Origin of the sequence: Pseudomonas zhanjiangensis (assembly GCF_041027545.1) — a bacterium.
GTDB lineage: Bacteria > Pseudomonadota > Gammaproteobacteria > Pseudomonadales > Pseudomonadaceae > Aquipseudomonas > Aquipseudomonas zhanjiangensis.
The window spans coordinates 133,982-151,595 of record NZ_JBFTEG010000006.1 but is presented as its reverse complement, the minus strand read 5'-3'; the positions used below and the strand labels follow the sequence as shown (position 1 = coordinate 151,595).

At 65.9% G+C, this 17,614-nt stretch carries 17 protein-coding genes; 8 read left to right on the top strand and 9 right to left on the bottom strand.

Annotated features, from left to right (window positions below; genetic code table 11):
• Nucleotides 1–75 precede the first annotated feature (75 nt).
• The 7 genes from mreC (at nt 76) to tldD (ending at nt 9,936) form a co-directional block, all read left to right on the top strand.
• Nucleotides 76–1,017, top strand: a complete 942-nt coding sequence (gene mreC, locus AB5S05_RS10050; RefSeq protein ID WP_369287434.1) for a rod shape-determining protein MreC — start codon at nt 76–78, stop codon at nt 1,015–1,017.
• Nucleotides 1,014–1,502 (top strand): rod shape-determining protein MreD, encoded by a 489-nt coding sequence (gene mreD, locus AB5S05_RS10045; protein ID WP_369287371.1) that lies wholly within the window; start codon nt 1,014–1,016, stop codon nt 1,500–1,502. The genes mreC and mreD overlap by 4 nt, the downstream gene beginning before the upstream one ends.
• Nucleotides 1,503–1,548: 46 nt before the next feature.
• Nucleotides 1,549–2,148 carry a Maf family protein gene (locus AB5S05_RS10040; protein WP_369287370.1) on the top strand — a complete coding sequence of 200 codons (600 nt, stop codon included), beginning with the start codon at nt 1,549–1,551 and terminating at the stop codon, nt 2,146–2,148.
• 84 nt (nt 2,149–2,232) lie between these two features.
• Nucleotides 2,233–3,690, top strand: a complete 1,458-nt coding sequence (gene rng / locus AB5S05_RS10035; protein WP_369287369.1) for a ribonuclease G — start codon at nt 2,233–2,235, stop codon at nt 3,688–3,690.
• 34 nt (nt 3,691–3,724) lie between these two features.
• Nucleotides 3,725–7,552: a YhdP family protein gene (locus tag AB5S05_RS10030; protein WP_369287368.1), complete on the top strand. Its 3,828-nt coding sequence runs from the start codon at nt 3,725–3,727 to the stop codon at nt 7,550–7,552.
• Between the two features lie 75 nt (nt 7,553–7,627).
• Complete coding sequence (locus tag AB5S05_RS10025; protein ID WP_369287367.1) at nt 7,628–8,476, top strand: carbon-nitrogen hydrolase family protein; 849 nt, start codon at nt 7,628–7,630, stop codon at nt 8,474–8,476.
• A 2-nt stretch (nt 8,477–8,478) separates the two neighbouring features.
• Nucleotides 8,479–9,936 (top strand): metalloprotease TldD, encoded by a 1,458-nt coding sequence (gene tldD / locus AB5S05_RS10020; protein ID WP_369287366.1) that lies wholly within the window; start codon nt 8,479–8,481, stop codon nt 9,934–9,936.
• Between the two features lie 42 nt (nt 9,937–9,978).
• Here the strand turns inward: tldD and yjgA are convergent, their stop codons facing one another.
• Entirely contained in the window at nt 9,979–10,497 is a 519-nt protein-coding gene (gene yjgA, locus AB5S05_RS10015) for a ribosome biogenesis factor YjgA (RefSeq protein ID WP_369287365.1), read from the bottom strand.
• Nucleotides 10,498–10,601: 104 nt separating this feature from the next.
• Between yjgA and pmbA the strand changes: the two genes are divergently transcribed.
• Entirely contained in the window at nt 10,602–11,948 is a 1,347-nt protein-coding gene (gene pmbA / locus AB5S05_RS10010; protein WP_369287364.1) for a metalloprotease PmbA, read from the top strand.
• Between the two features lie 60 nt (nt 11,949–12,008).
• Here pmbA and AB5S05_RS10005 read toward each other — a convergent pair whose 3' ends face one another.
• The 8 genes from AB5S05_RS10005 to lptC form a co-directional block, all read right to left on the bottom strand.
• Nucleotides 12,009–12,281, bottom strand: coding sequence for an HPr family phosphocarrier protein (locus AB5S05_RS10005; protein WP_369287363.1), 273 nt, complete (start codon nt 12,279–12,281; stop codon nt 12,009–12,011).
• Between the two features lie 12 nt (nt 12,282–12,293).
• A complete protein-coding gene (rapZ, locus tag AB5S05_RS10000) occupies nt 12,294–13,151 on the bottom strand; it encodes an RNase adapter RapZ (RefSeq protein WP_369287362.1) in 858 nt (285 codons plus the stop codon).
• A gap of 2 nt (nt 13,152–13,153) precedes the next feature.
• Nucleotides 13,154–13,618, bottom strand: coding sequence for a PTS IIA-like nitrogen regulatory protein PtsN (gene ptsN, locus AB5S05_RS09995; protein WP_369287361.1), 465 nt, complete (start codon nt 13,616–13,618; stop codon nt 13,154–13,156).
• 16 nt (nt 13,619–13,634) lie between these two features.
• Nucleotides 13,635–13,943 carry a ribosome hibernation-promoting factor, HPF/YfiA family gene (gene hpf / locus AB5S05_RS09990; protein WP_369287360.1) on the bottom strand — a complete coding sequence of 103 codons (309 nt, stop codon included), beginning with the start codon at nt 13,941–13,943 and terminating at the stop codon, nt 13,635–13,637.
• A 194-nt stretch (nt 13,944–14,137) separates the two neighbouring features.
• Nucleotides 14,138–15,646, bottom strand: coding sequence for an RNA polymerase factor sigma-54 (locus tag AB5S05_RS09985; RefSeq protein WP_369287359.1), 1,509 nt, complete (start codon nt 15,644–15,646; stop codon nt 14,138–14,140).
• A gap of 133 nt (nt 15,647–15,779) precedes the next feature.
• Complete coding sequence (gene lptB / locus AB5S05_RS09980) at nt 15,780–16,505, bottom strand: LPS export ABC transporter ATP-binding protein (RefSeq protein WP_369287358.1); 726 nt, start codon at nt 16,503–16,505, stop codon at nt 15,780–15,782.
• 3 nt (nt 16,506–16,508) lie between these two features.
• Nucleotides 16,509–17,051: a lipopolysaccharide transport periplasmic protein LptA gene (gene lptA, locus AB5S05_RS09975; protein ID WP_369287357.1), complete on the bottom strand. Its 543-nt coding sequence runs from the start codon at nt 17,049–17,051 to the stop codon at nt 16,509–16,511.
• The gene (gene lptC, locus AB5S05_RS09970; protein ID WP_369287356.1) at nt 17,038–17,607 is read right to left on the bottom strand and encodes an LPS export ABC transporter periplasmic protein LptC; all 570 of its coding nucleotides are present in this window, start codon (nt 17,605–17,607) and stop codon (nt 17,038–17,040) included. The genes lptA and lptC overlap by 14 nt, the downstream gene beginning before the upstream one ends.
• Nucleotides 17,608–17,614: the final 7 nt, after the last annotated feature.

The following is a 17,614-nucleotide window of genomic DNA, read 5'->3' as shown; positions in this document are numbered from 1 at the left end:
CAAGTCCCAAGCTGCAAGTCGGATCCTGTTCGCTTGCAGCTTTTTGTTGTTGCCTGACGCCACGAGGAGCTGCCGATCAAACCGCTATTCGCCAAAGGTCCTTCGCTGGGTGTGCGCCTGCTGGTGTTCGCCGTGCTGTCGGCCGTCCTGATGGTGGTGGATGCGCGTCTCGATACGCTGCAAGCGGTGCGCAGCCAGCTGGGCGTGGTGGTCGGGCCCGTGTACTGGCTCGGCCGCCTGCCGGTGACCCTGTGGGAGGCTGCGACCGAGGAGCTCAGCTCGCGCTCCGAACTGGCCGCCGAGAACGAGCAGCTCAAGGCCGAGCGGCTGATGATGCAGCGCCGTCTGCAGAAGCTCGCGGCGCTGACCGAACAGAACGTGCGTCTGCGCGAACTGCTCAACTCCTCGGCCCTGGTCGACGACGAGGTGCTGGCCACCGAGCTGATCGGCATCGACCCCAACCCCTTCACCCAGCGCATCCTGATCGACAAGGGCGCGAAGGACGGCGTGCTGCTGGGTCAGCCGGTACTCGATGCGCGTGGGCTGATGGGGCAGGTGGTCGAGGTCATGCCCTATACCTCGCGGGTGCTGCTGCTGACCGATATCACCCACAGCATTCCGGTGCAGGTCAATCGCAACGGTTTGCGTGCCATCGCCACCGGCAGCGGCAATCAGGATCGCCTGGAACTGCGCCATGTGGCCGACACCGCGGACATCAAGGAAGGCGATCTGCTGGTCAGCTCCGGGCTCGGTCAGCGCTTCCCCTCGGGCTACCCGGTGGCCACGGTGACCGAGGTGATTCACGACTCCGGCCAGCCCTTTGCCATCGTCCGTGCCATGCCGACCGCCAACCTCAACCGTAGCCGCTACATGCTGCTGGTGTTCACCGATACGCGTACGCCCGAGCAGCGCGCCAGCGACTCGGCCGAGGCCCAGGAGGCGGCGGATCGCCAGGCGCAGCAGGCGCAGGACGGATCGGTCGGCGAGCCGGCCGTCGAGCAGGAGTCCCGCCAATGATGGCTGTACGTGCCCGTAATACCTGGGTGATCTGGCTCAGCTTCGCCCTGGCTCTGCTGCTCAGCGTCGCCAGCATGCCCGAGTTCATGGAGGTCGGCCGCCCGTTGTGGCTGGCGTTGTTCCTGACCTACTGGGTGCTCGCCCTGCCGCACCGGGTGGGCATGACCACGGCCTGGTGCATCGGTCTGCTGGCCGATGTGCTGAATGGCACCCTGTTGGGGCAGAATGCCCTGATCCTGACCCTGGTCACCTTTCTGGTGCTGAGCCTGCACCAGCGCCTGCGCATGTTCCCCATGTGGCAGCAGAGCATGGTGCTGCTGGTGGTGTTCGGCTTGGCCCAGCTGGTGCAGCTGTGGCTCAATGCCTTGACCGGCAGCCGCCCGCCGACCCTGGCGTTCGTCTTGCCTGCCCTGGTCAGTGCGCTGCTGTGGCCCTGGGTCTGCTCGATTCTGCGCGGCCTGCATCAGCGTCTGAGTGTCAATTAAGCAGGGTCCGAACGGCCTTGCGCTTACCCGACAGGGAGAGGTCTGCATGGCCACGCTTTACCTGGCTTCCGGCTCGCCGCGTCGACGCGAATTGTTGACTCAGATCGGCGTGCCCTTCACTCCGCACCCCGTCCCCCTCGATGAAAGCCCATTGCCCGGCGAGGCGCCGGACCTCTATGTAGAGCGTCTGGCGCGCGCCAAGGCGCAGGCAGGCCTTGGCCTTCTGGGCCAGACTGAAGGGGCGGTGGTGCTCGGCGCCGATACCGCGGTGGTACTCGACGGACGGATTCTCGGCAAGCCGGCCGACCGCGAAGAGGCCCTGGCGACCCTGGGCGCCCTGTCCGACCGCGAGCACCAGGTGCTGACGGCGGTGGCCCTGGCCTCGAGCGAGCGAGTCGCCGCGCGCCTGGTGGTCAGCCGGGTGCGTTTCCGTGCCTTGGCGCGTGCCGAGCTCGAGGCCTACTGGGCCACCGGCGAGCCCCGCGACAAGGCCGGCAGCTATGGTATTCAAGGCTTGGCGGCAGTGTTCGTCAGCCACTTGCAGGGCAGCTATTCGGCGGTGGTGGGCCTGCCCCTGTGCGAGACCGCCGAGTTGCTCGCCGAATTTGCTATTCCGTGCTGGCAGTCGTTGCCAGTCCACAGCTAGCAGGCGGCCGGTCACGGGTGACGGGCGCCTCGCCGAGGCGGCCTATGCCCCTGCTGGCCGCCTCGTCGCCGAAGAGATGGACATATGAGTGAAGAGATTCTGATCAATATCACGCCGATGGAGTCGCGCGTGGCGGTGGTGGAAAACGGCGTGCTGCAGGAAGTGCATGTCGAGCGCACGCAGAAGCGCGGCATCGTCGGCAATATCTACAAGGGCAAGGTGGTCCGCGTCTTGCCGGGCATGCAGGCGGCCTTTGTCGATATCGGCCTGGAGCGCGCGGCCTTCATCCATGCCTCGGAAATCTCCAGCCGCGAGGGCGCCGCGGTCGAAAGCATCAGTGCCCTGGTGCATGAGGGCCAGAGCCTGGTGGTGCAGGTGACCAAGGACCCGATCGGCAGCAAGGGCGCGCGGCTGACCACTCAGTTGTCGATCCCCTCGCGCTACCTGGTGTACATGCCGCGCACCAGCCATGTCGGCATCTCGCTGAAGATCGAGAACGAGGACGAGCGTGACCGCCTCAAGCAGGTGGTCGCCGACTGCGTCGCGGCCGAGGGCATCGAGGAGGCCGGCGGCTTCATCCTGCGCACCGCGGCCGATGGCGTGGGCGCCGACGAGATCCTGGTGGATATCCGCTACCTGCGCCGCCTGTGGGACCAGATCGGCGTGCAGATCCAGAGCGCCAAGGCCCCGCTGGTGATCTACGAGGACCTCAATCTGGCCCTGCGCACCTTGCGCGACCTGGTCAGCTTGCGCACCGAGAAGATCCGCATCGACTCGCGCGAGACCTTCCAGAAGATCGGCCAGTTCGTCGACGAACTGATGCCGGAGATCGCCGATCGCCTGGAGCACTACCCGGGCGAGCGACCGATCTTCGACCTGTACGGCGTCGAGGACGAGATCCAGCGTGCCTTGGAGCGCAAGGTGCCGCTGAAGTCCGGCGGCTACCTGATCATCGACCCGGCCGAGGCGATGAGCACCATCGACGTCAACACCGGCGCCTTCGTCGGCCACCGCACCCTCGAGGAAACCATCTTCAAGACCAACCTGGAGGCGGCCACGGCGATCGCCCGCCAATTGCGCCTGCGCAACCTGGGCGGGATCATCATCATCGATTTCATCGACATGGAAGACGAGGAGCACCAGCGTCAGGTGCTGCGCACCCTGGAGAAGCAGCTCGAGCGCGACCACGCCAAGACCAACATCATCGGCATCACCGAGTTGGGCCTAGTGCAGATGACCCGCAAGCGCACCCGCGAGAGCCTCGAACAGGTGCTCTGCGAGCCCTGCGTGTGCTGCCAGGGGCGCGGCAAGCTGAAGACCGCGGAAACCATCTGCTACGAGATCTTCCGCGAGATCCTGCGCGAGGCCCGGGCCTATCAGGCCGAGGGCTACCGGGTGCTGGCCAACCAGAAGGTGGTCGACCGCCTGCTCGACGAGGAGTCCGGCAATGTCGCCGACCTGGAGGCCTTTATCGGTCGTACCATCAAGTTCCAGGTCGAAACCATGTATTCCCAGGAGCAGTACGATGTGGTCTTGCTGTGACGGCGCAGGGTATCGACAGCAGGGCATGAGCTGAATGGCCGGACTCGTTCGTGGTTTCGCCACGCTGTTGCGTTGGGCGTTGCTCTGTGGCGCCCTCGGACTGGTGCTCACGGCGTTCTATGTCAGCCTGGGTCGCAGCCTGTTGCCGCTGGTCGCCGAGTACCGCCTGGACGCCGAGGACAAGGCCAGTGCAGCCCTGGGCCTGCCGTTCCGGATGGGCCGCCTGGAGGGCAGCTGGCAGGGGTTTGCGCCGCTGTTGATCGCCCATGACGTGCAGCTGGGCGAGGGGGCTAGCGCCTTGCGCCTGGATCGGGTGCGGGTGGTGCCGGACCTGCTCGCCAGCCTGTCGGCCCGGCAGCTGCGCCTGGCCTCACTGGAGCTGGAAGGGCTGCAGTTCAGTTTGGTGCAAGATCCCCAGGGCGGCTGGTCGGTCGAGGGCCTGACGCCGCGCAGCACGTCGGCAGCGGTCGATGTCGGGCATCTGTTGGCGCGCCTGCTGGCGATCGGCAATCTGTCGCTGCGCAATAGCCAGGTGACCCTGGAGCCCCGCGACCGGCCGGTGCAGACCCTTACCTACGTCAACCTCAACCTGCGCAACGGCGTGCTCAGTCAGCGCCTGGACGGGCGCCTGCTGCTGCCCGATGGTCAGCCGCTGGCGTTGCAGCTGCGCGCCCGGCTGGACCCCGTGCGCTGGCGCGAGGCCCAGGCCCAGTTGTATCTGAGCCTGCCGCAGAGCGACTGGGCGCGCTGGCTGCCGCCGAGCCTGATGCGCGACTGGCGCCTGCAGCGGCTGCAGGGCGGCGGCGAGGTCTGGTTGACCTGGGCGGATGGCGCCGTGCAGCGCGCGGTGACGCGCCTGCATGCCCCGCAGGTGAGCGCCGGCTACGCCGGGCGCGAGGCGGTACAGGTGGAGAACCTGACGTTGAGCGCCTACTATCAGCGCAGCGAGCAGGGCTTCGAGCTGCTGCTCGATGACCTGGCGCTGAGCCTGGGGCAGACGCGTTGGGGCGAGGTGCGGGTGGCGCTGCGCCAGCAACGTGACAGCAGCGAGGCCGAGGAGCGCTGGTTGCTCGGGATCGATCAGTTCGATCTGGCGCCGCTGTCGACGCTGGTCGCGGCGCTCGCGCCGGTCCCGGATGCGGCCACGCGGGTAATCAGCCAGTTGCAGGTGCATGGTGCCTTGCACAACCTGCAGCTCGATTACCGCCCCCACACCGAGGGCGACAGGCGCCTGCAGTTCGCCGCCAATCTGGATGGCGTCGGCTTTGCCGCGCACGAGGCTTCGCCGGCGGTGGAGAACATCAGCGGCAGCATTGCCGGCGACCTGGGGCAGGGTGAGCTGCGTCTGGCCACGGAAGATTTTTCCCTGCACCTGGATACCCTGTTCCCCAAGCCCTGGCTCTATCGCAAGGCTAATGCCCGGCTGACCTGGCAGTGGGACGAGCAGGCCTTCACCCTGCGCAGCCCCTACCTGCAGGTGGTCGGCGAGGAAGGCGAGATCGCCGGCGACTTTCTTATCCGGCTGCGCCGCGACCCCGAGGCGGAAGACTACATGGATCTGCGTGTCGGTCTGCGCCACGGCGATGCGCGCTATACCGAGAAATACCTGCCGACCCGCGCGCCGGGGCTGAGCAAGGAACTGGCGAGCTGGCTGCAGAGTGCCATTCGTGGTGGCGCGGTGGAGGAGGGCTACTTCCAGTACCAGGGATCGCTGAACAAGGGCGCGGCGGATGCGGCGCGCAGCCTCAGCCTGTTCTTCGCCGTCGACGATGCCGAGCTGGCGTTCCAGCCTGGCTGGCCGGCGCTGCGCGAGGCGCGCGGTGAGGTCCTGATCGAGGACAGCGGCGTGCGGGTGCGCCTGGCCGAGGGGCGGCTGCTGGATACCCGAGTACGCAACGCCCGCGCCGATATCGCCCATGTGCCGACCGGCCAGGTCCCGCGTCTGCTGCTCGATGCCGAGCTGGACAGCAGCCTGGCGGATGCCTTGACGATTCTCCAGGAGGCGCCCATGGGCACCGCCGAGACCTTTGCCGGCTGGCGCGGGGAGGGGCCGCTGGCCGGCCGGTTGCAGCTCGAACTGCCTTTGCACAAGGGCCTGGCGCCGCAGGTGGTGGTGGATTTCGCCACCGAGGGCGCGCGCCTGAGTCTGAGCAACCCGCAATTGGAGTTGACTCAGTTGCAGGGGGCGTTTCGCTACGACACCGGCAAAGGTCTGAGCGCCCCGGATATCCGGGCCCGGGCCCTCGGCCATGCCGTGCGTGGCAAGGCACTGGCCGAAGGTGAGCGCGGCCGGGTGCTTACCCGGATCGAGGCGCGTGGCGAGGTACCGTTGGCCAACCTGGCCGCCTGGCTGGGCGTGGCTCGGCCGCTGCCGCTCAGCGGCAACCTGCCGTATCGCCTGCGCCTGAGCCTGGACGGAGTCGACAGCCAGCTGCGCGTCGACTCCAGTCTTCTCGGCCTGGCCGTCGAGCTGCCGGCGCCCTTCGGCAAGAGCGCCGACGAAGAGCGCTACACCGATTGGCGCATGAGCCTGGGTGGTGTCGAGCGCCGTTACTGGCTGGATTACGGTGACCTGGCCAGTCTGGCTTTTGCCGCGTCCGTCGGGCAGTTTGGCGAGGGCCGCGGCGAGCTGCGCCTGGACGATGGCCCGGCGGCATTGCCCACGACCAAGGGCCTGCGCCTGCGCGGGCGGGTCGCGGAACTGGACTGGTCGGCCTGGCAGGCCGCGTTGCAGCCGTACGCAGAGCTGCCACGCACCGATGCGCAGCAGCTGTTCAAGGACGCGCAGCTGCACATCGATCGTTTCCATGGATTCGGCTTTGATCTGGATGACCTGGCGGTGCGCCTCGAGCGCGTTGCGCAAGGCTGGGGTCTTGGCCTCGACAGTCAGATGCTCAAGGGACGAATCGAGTTGCCCGATGCGTCATCGGCGCCTATTGCGGTTGCCCTGGACTATCTACACCTGCCGGCGAGCGAACCCAGGGCCGAACCGGTGGAAGACAAGCCGGATCCGCTGCAGGCCGTCGACCCCAGGCAGATACCCGCCCTGGATGTACGCATCGCCGAGGTGCGCCAGGGCGACCAGCCGCTTGGCCCCTGGTCGTTCAAGGCGCGGCCGCAGCACGACGGCCTCGCCTTCAGCGCGCTGGACCTCAACCTGAAGGGCCTGCAGGTCACCGGCAGCGGGGGCTGGCAGATGACCCAGGGGCAGGCCGGCAGCTGGTACAAGGGGCGCCTGCAGGGCGGCGACCTGGCCGATGTACTGCTGGCCTGGGGCTTCGCCCCGACTGCCAGCAGCGAGACCTTCCGGGTGGACGTCGACGGGCGTTGGCCGGGCTCGCCGGCCTGGGTCAGCCTCAAGCGGTTTTCCGGGAGCATGGACAGTTCCCTGCGCAAGGGCCAGTTTGCCGAGGTGCAAGCCTCGGCCTCGGCATTGCGGGTGTTCGGCCTGCTCAACTTCAACTCGATTGGTCGGCGCCTGCGCCTGGACTTCTCCGACCTGCTGGGCAAGGGCCTGAGCTATGACCGGGTCAAGGGCCTGCTGGTTGCCAGCGACGGGGTATTCGTCACCCGCGAACCTATTACCCTGGTCGGCCCCTCGAGCAACCTGGAGCTCAACGGCACCCTGAACATGGTCGACGAGCGCATCGACGCCAAGCTGCTGGTGACCCTGCCGGTGACCAACAACCTGCCGCTGGCGGCCCTGATCGTCGGGGCGCCGGCGATTGGCGGGGCGCTGTTCGTCGTCGACAAGCTGCTGGGCGATCGGGTGGCGCGTTTTGCCAGCGTGCAATACGACGTCGAGGGACCGCTGCAGAATCCGCAGATCAGCTTCGACAAGCCCTTTGAAGCGCCGCGATAAGGGCGGCTGGACGATGCAGTCCGCCGCCGAGGCTTGTAAGCTGGGGGCTCTTGCAACGTTCGAGGTGGGCAGTCCATGACTCTCGCGGTGATTCAGTTGGTCAGCCAGGCCGACGTCCAGGCCAACCTGGCCCAGGCCCGGCTGCTGTTGGAGCAGGCCGCGGCAGGCGGTGCACGGCTGGCGGTGTTGCCGGAGAACTTCGCTGCCATGGGTCACCGCGACCTGGCCGCGCTCGGCCGCAGCGAGGCGCGTGGCGAGGGGCCGATCCTGCCCTGGTTGAAACAGGCCGCCCGTGACCTCAGATTATGGATAGTGGCCGGGACCATCCCCCTGCCCCCCGATGCGCAGCCGGAGGCCAAGGCCCGTGCCTGCTCGCTGCTGATCGATGAGCATGGCGAGCGGGTCGCGCGCTACGACAAGCTGCACCTGTTCGATGTGGATGTCGCCGACAGCCGCGGTCGCTATCGCGAGTCGGACGACTACGCCCACGGCGGTCAGGTGGTGGTGGCCGACACCCCCGTTGGGCGGTTGGGTTTGACGGTCTGTTACGACCTGCGTTTTCCTGAGCTGTACGGCGCTCTGCGCGAGGCCGGTGCCGAACTGATCAGCTCGCCGGCGGCCTTCACCGCGGTGACCGGCGCCGCGCACTGGCAAGTGCTGGTGCGTGCCCGCGCCATCGAGACCCAGTGCTACCTGCTGGCGGCCGGGCAGGGTGGCGAGCATCCCGGCGGGCGCCAGACCTTCGGCCATTCCGCCATCGTCGACCCCTGGGGCCGGCTGTTGGCCGAGCGCCCCCAGGGACCGGCGCTATTGCTGGCCGAGCGCGATGCGAGCGAGCAGGCGGCGATTCGCCAGCGCATGCCGGTGGCGCGGCACAAACGATTTTTTGCAGCGGCCGAACCGCGGCTGCCGAGCGTGGAGTAGTTATGAGCGAGATGTTGTTGTCCGTCAGTGAGCATCTGTTGGCCCCGGGCGGCCTGCTCATCGAGCACCTGCCCGAGGTGCTGGGCGAGTTGGCCGGTCCGGGCATCGATGCCGCCGATCTGTATTTCCAGAGCCAGGTTTCGGAAACCTGGGTGCTGGAGGACGGGATCGTCAAGGAGGGCAGTTTCAACCTCGATCAGGGTGTGGGCGTGCGCGCCCAGTCCGGGGAGAAGACCGGCTTCGCCTACAGCAATGCGATCACCCGCGATGCCCTGAGCCAGGCGGCCGGCGCGGCCCGCTCGATCGCCCGCGCCGGCCAGCACGGTCGCGTGCAGGCGTTCAGCAGCGCACCGGTGACGGCCCTGTATGCGGCGGACAATCCGCTGGACGTGCTCGACCGGGCGCAGAAGGTCGAGCTGCTCAAAGAGATCGATCAGGCCACCCGTGCCCTGGATACGCGGATCAAGCAGGTCACCGTCAGCCTGGCCGGCGTCTGGGACCGGGTGCTGGTAGCCAGCATCGATGGCGGACTCAGCAGCGACGTGCGTCCACTGGTGCGTTTCAACGTCAGCGTCATCGTCGAGCAGGACGGCCGTCGCGAGCGCGGTGGCCACGGCGGCGGCGGGCGTACCGATTACCGCTATTTTCTGCAGAAGGACAGCCACGGCGAAAGCCGCGCCCTGGGCTATGCCCGCGAGGCGCTGCGCCAGGCGCTGGTCAACCTCGAGGCGATTGCGGCGCCGGCCGGCACCATGCCGGTGGTGATGGGCGCCGGCTGGTCCGGCGTGCTGTTGCACGAGGCGGTCGGCCATGGCCTGGAGGGCGATTTCAACCGCAAGGGCAGCTCGGCCTACAGTGGCCGGGTCGGCGAGAAGGTCGCCTCCAGCCTCTGCACCATTGTCGATGACGGCACCCTGGCCGAACGACGCGGCTCACTCAGCGTCGACGATGAAGGCACGCCGACCCAGTGCACCACCCTGATCGAGAATGGCGTACTCAGGGGTTACATGCAGGACAAGCTGAATGCGCGCCTGATGGGCGTCGCCGGCACCGGCAACGGTCGCCGCGAATCCTACGCGCACCTGCCGATGCCGCGCATGACCAACACCTACATGCTGGCCGGCGAGAGCGATCCGGAGGAGATCATCCGCTCGGTAAAGCGCGGTATCTACTGCGCCAACCTCGGTGGCGGTCAGGTCGACATCACCAGCGGCAAGTTCGTCTTTTCCACCAGCGAGGCCTACCTGATCGAGAACGGCAGGATCACCGCCCCGGTCAAGGGCGCGACCCTGATCGGCAACGGCCCGGAGGCCATGAGCCGGGTGTCGATGGTCGGCAACGACCTGGCCCTGGACAGCGGCGTCGGCACCTGCGGCAAGGACGGCCAGTCGGTGCCGGTCGGCGTCGGTCAGCCGACCCTGAAGATCGACGCGATCACCGTGGGGGGGACTGGGGCATAAAGAGGCGTGGTCGCGGGACCCACCCGCCCGCGGCTGCGCTGATCAGCGCAGGCCGCGTTGGCTTTCGTCCAGTTCGCGGATGTACTTGAAGATCTTTCGCGAGGCGGCTGGCGGCTTGTTCTGCGCCGCCTCGTGCTGGGCCTGGCGGATCAACTGGCGCAGGTGCTGGCGGTCGGCGTCGGGGTACTCGCCGACGAAGGCTTCGAGCACCTCGTCATTGCCGCCGAGCAGGCGGTCGCGCCAGCGCTCCAGATTGTGGAAGCGCTCGTTGTACTGGCGGCTGGAGGCGTCGAGCTGGTCGAGCAGCGCCACTATGGCTTCGATGTCCTGGTCGCGCATGAGCTTGCCGATGAACTGCACATGGCGCTTCTTGGCGGCATTGGCCGTGTGTTTCGGCGCCTCCGCCAGGGCCCGGCGCAAGGCATCGGTCAGCGGTAGCTTGTTCAGCAGGTCGGGTTTCAGGGTGGTCAGGCGTTGCCCCAGGTCCTGCAGCGCATGCAGTTCGCGCTTGACCTGGGTTTTGCTCTTCTCACCGGAGAAGTCGTCGAGGTATTCAGACATGGGGGCGGTCCAATGGAAAACGTCGCCATGATAGCAGCAAGTGTCCAGCTGCAAGCGTTCGGCCCAATGCGCCAGGGCTTGTCGCTCATCGTTCAGGAGTGTTTATGAGAGCAGTAGATAGCGTCGGCCCCGAGGCCTTGCCGCAGTTGCAGGCCCAGGTCGAACAGATTGTCGCCGAGGCGAGGAGGCAAGGGGCGACGGCCTGCGAGGTCGCCGTTTCGGTCGAGCAGGGGTTGTCCACCACGGTGCGCCAGCGCGAGGTGGAAACGGTCGAGTTCAATCGCGACCAGGGCTTCGGCATCACCCTGTACCTGGGCCAGCGCAAGGGCTCGGCGAGCACCTCGGCCAGCGGCGATGCGGCCATCCGGGAAACCGTGGCGGCGGCGCTGGCGATTGCCCGACACGCCTCCGAGGACCCCTGTGCGGGCCTGGCGGATGCCGCCCTGATGGCCCGCGAGCTGCCGGACCTGGACCTCTATCATGCCTGGGCGATCAGTCCGGAGCAGGCCATCGAGCAGGCCCTGCGCTGCGAGGCCGCGGCCTTCGCCGAGGACCCGCGGATCAGCAATGCCGATGGCACCACCCTCAATACCCACCAGGGCTGTCGTGTGTATGGCAACAGCCACGGCTTCGTCGGCGGTTATGCCAGCACCCGCCACAGCCTGAGCTGCGTGATGATCGCCGAGGCCGACGGCCAGATGCAGCGTGACTACTGGTACGACGTCAATCGCCAGGGTGAACTGCTGGCGGACGCCGCGAGCATCGGCCAGCGCGCCGCGCAGCGCTCGGTCAGTCGCCTGGGCGCCCGGCCGGTCCCCACCTGCGAGGTGCCGGTGCTCTTCGCCGCCGAGGTGGCGAGCGGCCTGTTCGGCCACTTTCTCGCGGCGATCTCGGGCGGCAATCTGTACCGCAAGTCGTCCTTCCTCGAGGGCTCCCTGGGCCAGAGCCTGTTTCCCGAGTGGCTGACCCTCGACGAGCGCCCGCATATCCCGCGGGCCCTGGGCAGCGCGGCGTTCGACGGCGATGGCCTGGCCACCTACGCCAAGCCCTTCGTCGAGGGCGGCGAGCTGGTGTCCTACGTGCTTGGCACCTACTCCGGGCGCAAGCTGGGCATGCCCAGCACGGCCAACGCCGGTGGCGTGCACAACCTGTTCGTCAGCCATGGCGAAGAGGATCAACAGGCGTTGATCAAGCGCATGGGCCGTGGCCTGCTGGTCACCGAGTTGATGGGGCAGGGGCTGAACATGGTCACCGGCGACTATTCACGCGGTGCCGGCGGCTACTGGGTGGAAAACGGCGAGATCCAGTTCCCGGTGCAGGAGGTGACCATCGCCGGCAACCTGCGCGACATGTTCAAGCAGATAGTCGCGGTAGGGCGTGATCTGGAGCTGCGCAGCAACATTCGCACCGGCTCGGTACTGATCGAGCGGATGACGGTAGCCGGTAGCTGATCCGCCGCCGCAATACCAAGGGGCTGTCCGTGATCGGACAGCCCCTTTTTCTGGCGGTGCTTATTCGCCTTCGTCGAACCTGTTGTTGATCAGCTCGACCAGCGCATCGAGCGCATCGTGATCCTGCTCACCTTCGGTGTGCAGGTGGATGGGGGTGCCCTTGCCGGCGGCCAGCATCATGACCGCCATGATGCTCTTGCCGTCCACCAGGCTTTCGGGGGCGCGGCCGATCTTGACCTGGCAGGGGAAGCGCCCGGCGACCCCGACAAACTTGGCTGCGGCGCGTGCATGCAGGCCCAGCTTGTTGATGATGGTGACTTGGCAGGTGGGCATCGCGGCAATTCCTTAGGCAAGATCGCGGTGGCGAACCTGGACATTCTTCAGCAGCGGTTTCAGGGTCTCGCCGAGGCGATTGGTCAAGTATACCGAGCGATGGTGACCGCCAGTGCAACCGACCGCCACTGTGACATAGGCGCGGTTGCTGGCGGCGAAGCGCGGCAGCCATTTCTTCAGGTAGGCGAGGATGTCCTGGAACATCTCTTCGACGTCGGCCTGGGCCGCGAGGTAGTCGATCACCGGCTGGTCCAGTCCCGAGTAGTCGCGCAGGTCCGGCTTCCAGTAGGGGTTGGGTAGGCAGCGCACGTCGAACACCAGGTCGGCGTCCACCGGCATGCCGCGCTTGAAGCCGAACGACTCGACCAAAAAGGCCGTGCCCGGCTCCGGCTGGTTGAGCAGGCGCAGCTTGAGGCTATCGCGCAGCTGATAGAGATTGAGGTGGGTGGTGTCTATCTTCAGGTCGGCCAGGTCGGTAATCGGCGCCAGCAGCTGGCTTTCCTCGGCGATGGCCTCGGCCAGCGAGCGCTGCTCGTTGGTCAGGGGGTGGCGTCGGCGGGTTTCGGAAAAGCGCTTGAGCAGGGTTTCCTCGTCGGCATCCAGGTAGATCACGTCGCACTGGATATGCCGCGCCCGCACTTCGTCGAGCAACTCGGGGAAACGCTTGAGCTGGCTGGGCAGGTTGCGCGCATCGATGGATACGGCCACCTGCGGATGCAGCAATTCGGTGTGCAGCAGGGCGCGCTCGGCGAGCTCCGGGAGCAGGCCGGCGGGCAGGTTATCGATGCAGTAGAAACCGTTATCCTCAAGAACATCGAGGGCGGTGCTTTTGCCGGAGCCCGAGCGACCGCTGACGATGATCAGGCGCATGCTCAGTGACCGCTCTGTACGTCCACTACCACCTGGTACAGGGCATCGCTGCTCTGGGCTTGGCGCAGGCGTTCACGCACTTCGCTGCGGTCGAGCATGCTGGCGATCTGGCGCAGCAGTTCGAGGTGTTCGTCGGTGGCCGCCTCCGGCACCAGCAGGACGAACAGCAGGTCTACCGGGGCGCCGTCGATGGCGTCGAAATCCACTGCCGCGTCCAGACGCAGCAGGGCGCTGATCGGTGCGTTGCAACCGGGCAAGCGGCAATGGGGAATGGCGATGCCATTGCCGAAACCGGTCGAACCGAGTTTCTCTCGGGCGATCAGGCTTTCGAAAATGTCCTGGCTATCCAGCTCGGGCAGATCGCGTGCCACCAGGTTGGCGATCTGTTCGAGCACACGCTTCTTACTGCCTCCCGGCACGTTCACCAGGGAACGGCCGGGGGTCAGGATGTTTTCAAGTCGGATCATAGGAGGGGGGGCGATCTCAGCGGGCCATTGCGCCCTGCTGGCGCTCGAGCTGCTTTTCCTTGTGCTTGATGAGTTGACGGTCGAGTTTGTCGGTCAGTAGGTCGATGGCGGCATACATGTCGTCATGCTCGGCGTTGGCGACGACTTCGCCGCCGGCGATGTGCAGGGTCGCTTCGATCTTCTGCTTGAGCTTCTCGACCTCCATGATGACTTGTACGTTGGTGATCTTGTCGAAGTGGCGTTCCAATCGACCGAGTTTCTCGTCGATGTAGTCACGCAGGGCGTCGGTCACATCCAGCTGATGTCCACTGATGTTGACTTGCATACCGCATTCTCCTTGTTGCCGTGTAAAAGAGACAGGCCTTGAGACCTGCCACCGGAACGCGTCGGCTGGGAAGAGGCTGAGGCAGCGAACCCGGCATTGTCGCTTCTGTACATCCGACGGTGCCGCTAGGGTCGGGACGGGCGAGGCTGGGTTGGTTGTGTGCTGTATCGAGCGATCTTCCGTTCGGTGTCGCCTCAGATCAATCGCTTGCGCTCGCTGGAAGGCGCTATGCCTAGGGATTCGCGGTACTTTGCGACTGTGCGGCGGGCCACTTGAATGCCTTGTGCCTCCAGTAAACCAGCGATCTTGCTATCGCTCAACGGCTTTTTTGCATTTTCCGCGGCGACCAGTTTCTTGATGATCGCGCGGATCGCCGTCGACGAGCACTCGCCGCCCTCGGAGGTACTGACGTGGCTGGAGAAGAAGTATTTCAACTCGTAAATGCCACGCGGGGTGTGCATGAACTTCTGCGTGGTGACGCGCGAGATGGTCGACTCGTGCATGCCGACCGCTTCGGCGATGTCATGCAGAACCAGGGGCTTCATTGCCTCGTCGCCGTAGTCGAGGAAGCCGCGCTGGTGCTCGACGATCTGGGTGGCTACCTTCATCAGGGTTTCGTTGCGGCTCTGCAGACTCTTGATGAACCAGCGCGCCTCCTGCAACTGGTTGCGCATGAAGGTGTTGTCGGCGCTGGCGTCGGCGCGGCGGACGAAACCGGCGTATTGCGGGTTGACCCGCAGGCGCGGCATGGCGTCCTGATTGAGTTCGACCAGCCAGCGGTCGTTGTGCTTGCGCACGATGACGTCGGGCACCACGTATTCGGGCTCGCCCGACTCGATCTGCGAGCCGGGACGCGGGTTGAGGCTCTGGATCAGCTCGATGACCTGGCGCAGCTCGTCTTCCTTGATCTTCAGGCGCCGCATCAGCTGGTTGTAGTCGCGGTTGCCGAGCAGGTCGAGGTAGTCGCCGGCCAGGCGCTGGGCCTCGCTCAGCCAGGCGGTGCTGGCCGGCAGCTGGCGCAGTTGCAGGAGCAGGCATTCGCGCAGGTCGCGGGCGGCAATACCGGCTGGCTCGAACTGCTGGATGCGGTGCAGCACGGCTTCCACTTCGTCCAGCTCGATGTCCAGTTCCGGGTCGAAGGCCTCGACCACCTCCTCAAGCGTCTCTTCCAGGTAGCCCTGCTGGTTGATGCAGTCGATCAGGGTGACGCCGATCAGTCGGTCCTTGTCGGACATCGGGACCAGGTTGAGCTGCCAGAGCAGGTGGCTCTGCAGGCTCTCGCCATTGGATGTACGGGTGGTGAAGTCCCACTCGTCATCGTCGTTGCTCGGCAGGCTGCTGGCGCTGGTCTGGTAGACGTCTTCCCAGGCGGTATCGACCGGCAGCTCGTTGGGAATGCGCTCGTTCCACTCGCCATCTTCCAGGTTGTCCACGGTCTGGGTGGTTTCCTGGTAGCTGGTGTCCTGGTAAGGCTCCTCTTGCTGAGGCGTGGTTGTCGGGCTGTCGGCGCCGTCGGCCAGCGGGTCCGAGCTGTCGAAGTCCTCGCCGTCTTCCTGGCGTTCGAGCATCGGGTTGGACTCCAACGCCTCCTGGATTTCCTGTTGCAGATCCAGGGTGGACAGTTGGAGCAGACGAATGGCCTGTTGCAGCTGCGGAGTCATCGTCAGCTGCTGGCCCATCTTCAGGACTAGCGATGGTTTCATTGCAGACCTTCAATACCGGCGCCTGAGCGCAATCCACTACAGGGCGCCGAGGCGCCACTAGGAAGCAAATTATATGCCTGAGCTGGAGGGGTTTGCCTAGCAGCAGCTGCTGCTCGGCCGACAAAATCGCCATTTACAGGCGGAATTCGTGCCCCAGATACACTTCTTTGACCAGCTGGTTGGCCAGGATGGCAGCGGCATCGCCTTCGGCGATCAGTTGCCCATCATTGACGATATAGGCCGTTTCACAGATGTCCAGGGTCTCGCGGACGTTGTGATCGGTGATCAGCACGCCAATGCCCTTGGCTTTGAGGTGGTGGATGATCTGCTTGATGTCGCCGACCGAGATCGGGTCGACGCCGGCGAAGGGTTCGTCGAGCAGAATGAATTTCGGTGCGGTCGCCAGGGCGCGGGCGATTTCCACGCGGCGCCGTTCGCCCCCGGACAGGCTCATGCCGAGGTTGTCGCGGATATGGCTGATGTGGAATTCCTGCAGCAGGCTTTCGAGTTCCTTGCGGCGCTCGGCGCGGCCCAGGTCCTTGCGCGTCTCGAGGATGGCCATGATGTTGTCGGCCACGCTGAGCTTGCGGAAGATCGAGGCCTCCTGCGGCAGGTAGCCGATCCCGGCGCGGGCGCGGCCGTGCATGGGCTGGTGGCTGACGTCATGCTCGTCGATCAGCACGCGACCCTGGTCGGCCTGGACCAGGCCCACGATCATGTAGAAGCAGGTGGTCTTGCCCGCACCGTTGGGGCCGAGCAGGCCGACGATCTGGCCGCTGTCGATGCTCAGGCTGACATCGCGGACGACCTGGCGGCCCTTGTAGCTCTTGGCCAGGTGCTGCGCTTTCAAAGTGGCCATGCGTTACTGTGCCTGCTGTTCGGCTGGTTTGTTCTTCGGCTGGATCACCATGTCGATGCGCGGACGCGGGGTGGTCACGTTGCTGCCCGTGGCGCGGCCGGCATTGACGATCTGGCGCTGGGTGTCATAGACGATCTTCTCGCCTTCGAAGGTGTTGCCTTCCTGGATGACCTTGGCCTGGTCGATCAGTACGATGCGCTCGTTGGCGGCGAAGTACTGGATGGTCAGGCCGTAGGCCTTGACCACCTGCTTGTCCGCGGCTGGCTTCTGTTCGTAATAGGCCGGCTTGCCGATCGAGGTGAAGACCTCGATATCGCCCTGGGCATTCTGGGTGATGGTCACGGTGTCGCCGGTGATCTTCAGGCTGCCCTGGGTGATGATCACATCGCCGCGATAGACCGCCACGCCCTGGCGATCGTCGAGTTCCGCGCTGTCGGCCTGTACGCGAATCGGTTGCTCGCGGTCGGACGGCAGGGCCCAAGCGCAGGCGCTTCCTAGCGCGGCGCTCAAGCTGAGCAGAAGGGGGAAGGTTTTAACGAACCTCATGCTGGCCTCTTACGTTGGACAGCAGGAGCATCCTGCCGTCATTCAAGTACGCTTTCATTCCTTGTGCCGTGGTCACTCCGTTGGCCGCGTCGATTCTAACGGCTTGCTGGGTCTGCGCATATTCCTTGTCCGGGAATACGGTCAGGCGGCTGGTGGTCAGGATGGTCGGGCGGCCCTTGGCGTCGGTGCGCTCTACGCGAACCTGATCGATCAGTTCGACCTCCTGGCCGGCCGGCGCGACTTCGCCGCGGGCGCTGGTGACGTGCCAGGGGTGTTCGCTGCCGCGATACAGGCGCAGATCTGGCAGGGTCAGCAGGGTCATGTCGCTGGCTTTGATATGTTCGACCTTGGCGGTCTTGAGTTCATAGTGCAGCTTGCCGTCGGCCTGGTACTGCACCGTTCTGGCATCCACCACGTAGAAGTCGATCGCGTTCTGCGCGTCGGTCTGCGTGGGGCGCTCGGAAAAGCTCTCGGGGCTGATGTTCCAGTAGCCGATCGCGGCCAGGAGCAGGGCGGCCAGGGTGAACAGGGCGGGGTTGAGCAGTCTGCGCAGCATAGGGGGC

Coding starts and splice junctions, on each gene's coding strand:
- AB5S05_RS10005 (WP_369287363.1), bottom strand. CDS start 12,281: ATGCCCACCTGCCAAGTCACCATCATCAACAAGCTGGGCCTGCATGCA.
- tldD (WP_369287366.1), top strand. CDS start 8,479: ATGAGCGAGATGTTGTTGTCCGTCAGTGAGCATCTGTTGGCCCCGGGC.
- AB5S05_RS10025 (WP_369287367.1), top strand. CDS start 7,628: ATGACTCTCGCGGTGATTCAGTTGGTCAGCCAGGCCGACGTCCAGGCC.
- AB5S05_RS10040 (WP_369287370.1), top strand. CDS start 1,549: ATGGCCACGCTTTACCTGGCTTCCGGCTCGCCGCGTCGACGCGAATTG.
- mreD (WP_369287371.1), top strand. CDS start 1,014: ATGATGGCTGTACGTGCCCGTAATACCTGGGTGATCTGGCTCAGCTTC.
- hpf (WP_369287360.1), bottom strand. CDS start 13,943: ATGCAAGTCAACATCAGTGGACATCAGCTGGATGTGACCGACGCCCTG.
- ptsN (WP_369287361.1), bottom strand. CDS start 13,618: ATGATCCGACTTGAAAACATCCTGACCCCCGGCCGTTCCCTGGTGAAC.
- rng (WP_369287369.1), top strand. CDS start 2,233: ATGAGTGAAGAGATTCTGATCAATATCACGCCGATGGAGTCGCGCGTG.
- yjgA (WP_369287365.1), bottom strand. CDS start 10,497: ATGTCTGAATACCTCGACGACTTCTCCGGTGAGAAGAGCAAAACCCAG.
- lptA (WP_369287357.1), bottom strand. CDS start 17,051: ATGAGGTTCGTTAAAACCTTCCCCCTTCTGCTCAGCTTGAGCGCCGCG.
- AB5S05_RS10030 (WP_369287368.1), top strand. CDS start 3,725: ATGGCCGGACTCGTTCGTGGTTTCGCCACGCTGTTGCGTTGGGCGTTG.
- lptB (WP_369287358.1), bottom strand. CDS start 16,505: ATGGCCACTTTGAAAGCGCAGCACCTGGCCAAGAGCTACAAGGGCCGC.
- pmbA (WP_369287364.1), top strand. CDS start 10,602: ATGAGAGCAGTAGATAGCGTCGGCCCCGAGGCCTTGCCGCAGTTGCAG.
- lptC (WP_369287356.1), bottom strand. CDS start 17,607: ATGCTGCGCAGACTGCTCAACCCCGCCCTGTTCACCCTGGCCGCCCTG.
- rapZ (WP_369287362.1), bottom strand. CDS start 13,151: ATGCGCCTGATCATCGTCAGCGGTCGCTCGGGCTCCGGCAAAAGCACC.
- AB5S05_RS09985 (WP_369287359.1), bottom strand. CDS start 15,646: ATGAAACCATCGCTAGTCCTGAAGATGGGCCAGCAGCTGACGATGACT.